The sequence below is a fragment of the Microbacterium sp. genome (assembly GCF_049661145.1).
Classification (GTDB): domain Bacteria; phylum Actinomycetota; class Actinomycetes; order Actinomycetales; family Microbacteriaceae; genus Microbacterium.
The window spans coordinates 1-4,306 of record NZ_JBASZT010000044.1 but is presented as its reverse complement, the minus strand read 5'-3'; the positions used below and the strand labels follow the sequence as shown (position 1 = coordinate 4,306).

The 4,306-nt window shown below is 69.8% G+C and carries 3 protein-coding genes; all 3 read left to right on the top strand.

The window, feature by feature from the left end:
• The coding region (locus WBP48_RS01995; RefSeq protein ID WP_424435303.1) for an HAD-IC family P-type ATPase at positions 1–596 on the top strand (596 nt) is incomplete at its 5' end.
• A 339-nt stretch (positions 597–935) separates the two neighbouring features.
• Positions 936–3,113, top strand: a complete 2,178-nt coding sequence (locus tag WBP48_RS01990) for a DEAD/DEAH box helicase (RefSeq protein ID WP_424435300.1) — start codon at positions 936–938, stop codon at positions 3,111–3,113.
• A 117-nt stretch (positions 3,114–3,230) separates the two neighbouring features.
• A complete protein-coding gene (locus WBP48_RS01985) occupies positions 3,231–4,259 on the top strand; it encodes a 6-phosphofructokinase (RefSeq protein WP_424435298.1) in 1,029 nt (342 codons plus the stop codon).
• Positions 4,260–4,306: the final 47 nt, after the last annotated feature.

Genomic DNA, 4,306 nt, shown 5'->3' with positions numbered 1-4,306 from the left:
CGTCTGGAGCCACCGCCGTCGTCGCCGGCTGGGACGGCGTCGTGCGTGCGGTCGTCGCCGTCGCCGATGCCGTGCGCACCGACAGCGCCGCCACCGTCTCGGCGCTGCGTGGTCTCGGTCTGGATGTCGTCCTGCTGACGGGCGACAACGAAGGCGCGGCTCGTGCCGTGGGCTCCGCCGTCGGCATCGACCGCGTGATCGCGGGCGTGCTGCCCGAGGACAAGGTCGCCGAGATCGAACGCCTGCAGGAGGGCGGACACCGCGTCGCGATGGTCGGCGACGGCATCAACGACGCCGCGGCGCTCGCGACTGCCGACCTTGGGCTCGCTATGGGTGGCGGAACGGATGCCGCGATGCACGCGAGCGACATCGCGCTCACCGGCCAGGGGCTCGCGCCGGTGCTGACAGCGATCCGGCTGAGCCGGCGCACGATGCGCATCATCCGCGGCAACCTGTTCTGGGCGTTCGCGTACAACGTGGCTGCGCTCCCGTTGGCCGCGTTCGGGCTGCTCAACCCGATGATCGCCGGTGCCGCGATGGCGTTCTCGAGCGTGTTCGTGGTGCTCAACAGCCTGCGCCTGCGCTCGGCATCCTGACCCCCGCCGTCGCGTGCGGGCTGCGACCCCTCTCCGCGAGCCGCTACGTTTCGACCGAGCCGCTATCCTGCGACGCGTCGAAACGTAGCGGCTCGGGCGGAAGATGGCGGCTCGGCGACGGGACAAAGCCCGGGCCGGGAACGGGGGATGCGGCGGAAGCGCGCTAGACTAGGGGGCGAGGACCCGTCCCGCCGTCGCCGCAGCTCGCAGAAGCGAGTGCCCGCAGCCGGGGGACCGGGCCTCGCGCATTCCCTCGCGGCACCCGCCGCGGACTCCGACCGTCCGGTCGTCCGACCGGACGTACGCCGGCCCGACCGGCGTCTCACGCTCAGGAGGAGCATGCCGACCACGGCATCCATCGCCCCCGCGTCACGACGACGCGGGCTGTCCCACAAGGCCTCTGCGGCGCGCCGCGACGACGACGCGCCGCTCATCCCGATCCTCGCCCGCAAGGTGCGCGAGGTCGAGGCCAAGGCCCAGCGCGGGAAGCTCGGGCCCACGAACCGCGTCAAGTTTCAGGTGATCGCCTTCCTCGTGCGCGAAGAGCGCGCGAGAGTGAAGGCGGACGAGGCGGTCCCCACCGCGGCGCGCGCCGAGCTGCTCAAGCGGCTCGACGGCGTCGCGACGATCCTCGCGAAGACCGCGGCCCGCGATACCTCACTCATCCAGTTGCTCGAGGTCGACCAGGCGACCTCTCCGGTCGCCAAGCGCATGCGCCGCGACTGGCTGCTGGAGTCCGGCGCAGACCTGCCCGAAGACGAGCTGATCATCACCGATACGGCGCCCGCGGCGCAGAGCTGGGGTCAGACGCCCGTCGTCCCCGCGGCCGCAGCCTCGCGTCAGGTCACGCCGCCACAGATCGAGGCGCGCCGCGAATCCAACCCGTTCCTCCCCCCCGATGTGGCGTTGCGCGCTCCGGCGCCCGCAGCGCGGCGGCGCCTCGACGGGTGGGAACTCATGGGTCCGCTCTACAAGGCCTTCGAGACGGGAGCGGGGGGAGCGGCGGCATCAATGGACCTGCCTCCCGTCCCCGAGTTCGACCGGCTCTCGCCGAAGGGCCTGGAGATCATGCCGCACCAGTCGCGGTTCCTGGAGTCGGTGCGTGCGGGGCATCGGTCGTTCCTGCTGGCCGATGAGCCGGGCCTCGGCAAGACGGCGCAGTCGGTGCTGGCGGCATCGGTCGCCGATGCCTACCCGCTGCTGGCGGTCGTTCCCAATGTCGTGAAGATGAACTGGGCGCGCGAGGTGGAGCGGTGGACTCCGCAGCGCCGCGCCACCGTGATCCACGGTGACGGCGGTGCCGTCGACGCGTTCGCCGACGTCTTCGTCGTCAACTACGAAGTGCTCGACCGGCACCTGTCCTGGCTCGGCTCGATCGGGCTGAAGGGCATGGTCGTCGACGAGGCGCACTTCATCAAGAACCTCACGTCGCAGCGGTCGCAGAACGTGCTCGCACTCGGCGCGCGCATCCGGGAGCAGGTGCGCGACCCCCTCATGCTGGCCCTCACCGGCACGCCGCTCATCAACGACGTCGAGGACTTCGACGCCATCTGGCGCTTTCTGGGATGGACCAACGGCGAGAAGCCGGGGCCGGAGCTGATGGCCAAGCTCGACGCGACCGGCTTCACGCCGGCCGACAAGGCGTTCTACCCCGAGGCGCGGGATGCCGTCATCTCGATGGGCATCGTCCGACGTAAGAAGAAGGATGTCGCCGCCGACCTCCCCGACAAGCTCATCGCCGACCTGCCCGTCGAACTCGATGACGAGTACGGCCGGTCGATCCGCGCGGCCGAGCGCGAGCTCGGCGAGCGGCTGGCGGCGAAGTACCGCCGCATCATCGAGGCACGCGGTGACAGAGTGCGCATCGGCGAACTCGACGAGGACATCGTGCGGCTCGTCGCCCACGGCGAGCTCGAGGACTCGAAGGCCGCCGGTGCCGGGGCCGACAACGTCTTCACGATGGTCCGCAAGATCGGCCAAGCCAAGGCGCTGCTGTCTGCCGACTACGCCGTGCAGCTGCAGCGCTCGGTCGGCAAGGTCGTGTTCTTCGCGAAGCACATCGATGTCATGGATGCTGCGGAGGCGCACTTCGCGGCATCCGGCCTTCGGACCATTTCGATCCGCGGCGATCAGTCCACGCCCGCACGTCAACAGGCGATCGACGCGTTCAACGGTGACCCCGGCGTCGCGATCGCAGTGTGCTCGCTGACCGCCGCCGGTGTCGGTCTGAACCTGCAAGCCGCCTCGAACGTCGTGCTCGCGGAGTTGTCGTGGACCGCGGCCGAGCAGACGCAGGCGATCGACCGCGTGCACCGGATCGGCCAGGACGAGCCGGTCACGGCGTGGCGGATCATCGCGGCGCACACCATCGACACGAAGATCGCCGAGCTGATCGACTCCAAGCAGGGGCTCGCGCAGCGGGCGCTGGACGGCGCTCAGGTCGACGTGACCTCGAGCGACTCGGTGCAGCTGTCGGCGCTCATGCACCTGCTTCGGGAGGCACTCGGGGGCAGCTGAACGGCAGGTGAATGGGGCCGTTATCGACGGCCGGTCCGGTGGCAAGTGGGCGAGGCTCGGCGATAGTGTCGTCAGTGGCAGCGAAGCCGGACGACAACCTGAACCGAAGGATCTCTCATGAAGATCGGCATCCTCACCAGCGGCGGCGACTGCCCCGGACTGAACGCGGTCATCCGCGGTGTTGTGCTCAAGGGCACGACAACGTACAACATCGAGTTCGTCGGCATCCGGGACGGCTGGCGTGGTGTCGTGGACGGCGATTTCTTCCCGCTGACCCGCCACGAGGTGAAGGGGTTGTCGAAGGTCGGCGGTACGATCCTCGGCACGAGCCGCACCAACCCGTACGAGGGACCGCGCGGCGGTGCCGAGAACATCGGAAAGACCCTGTACGGCCACCGCATCGACGGCATCATCGCGATCGGCGGCGAAGGGACGCTCGCTGCCGCGAACAGGCTGTGGCACGACGGCATCAACGTCATGGGCGTGCCGAAGACGATCGACAACGACCTGAAGGCGACGGACTACTCGTTCGGCTTCGACACGGCCGTCAACATCGCCACCGAGGCGATGGACCGCCTGCGCACGACGGGTGATTCCCATCAGCGCTGCATGGTGGCCGAGGTCATGGGCCGCCACGTCGGCTGGATCGCGCTGCACTCCGGCATCGCGGCGGGCGCGCACGTCATCTGCATCCCCGAGGTTCCCATGTCTCTCGAGGAGATCGCCTCCCAGGTGCAGCGCGCCCACGACCGCGGTCGTGCGCCGCTGGTCATCGTGTCGGAGGGCTTCAAGCTGAAGGGGCAGGACGAGGCCTACTCCGACAAGGGTCTCGACGCCTTCAACCGGCCGCGGCTCGGTGGTATCGGCGAGATCCTGGCGCCGGAGATCGAGCGGATCACCGGCATCGAGACCCGCGCGACCGTGCTCGGTCACATCCAGCGCGGCGGCTCGCCGTCGGCGTTCGACCGGGTCCTCGCCACGCGCCTGGGCCTGCACGCCGCTGACGTCGTCGCCGAGGGCGCGTGGGGCCAGATGGTCTCGATGAAAGGCACCGACATCGTCCGCGTGTCCTTCGAGGAAGCCCTCGGCGAGCTCAACACCGTGCCGCTGTATCGCTACGAAGAGGCCGCCGCGCTCTTCGGCTGAGCTCGCTGGTCGGCTTCTGCGCGTCGGCGCCCGCGGCGCCGGGGCCG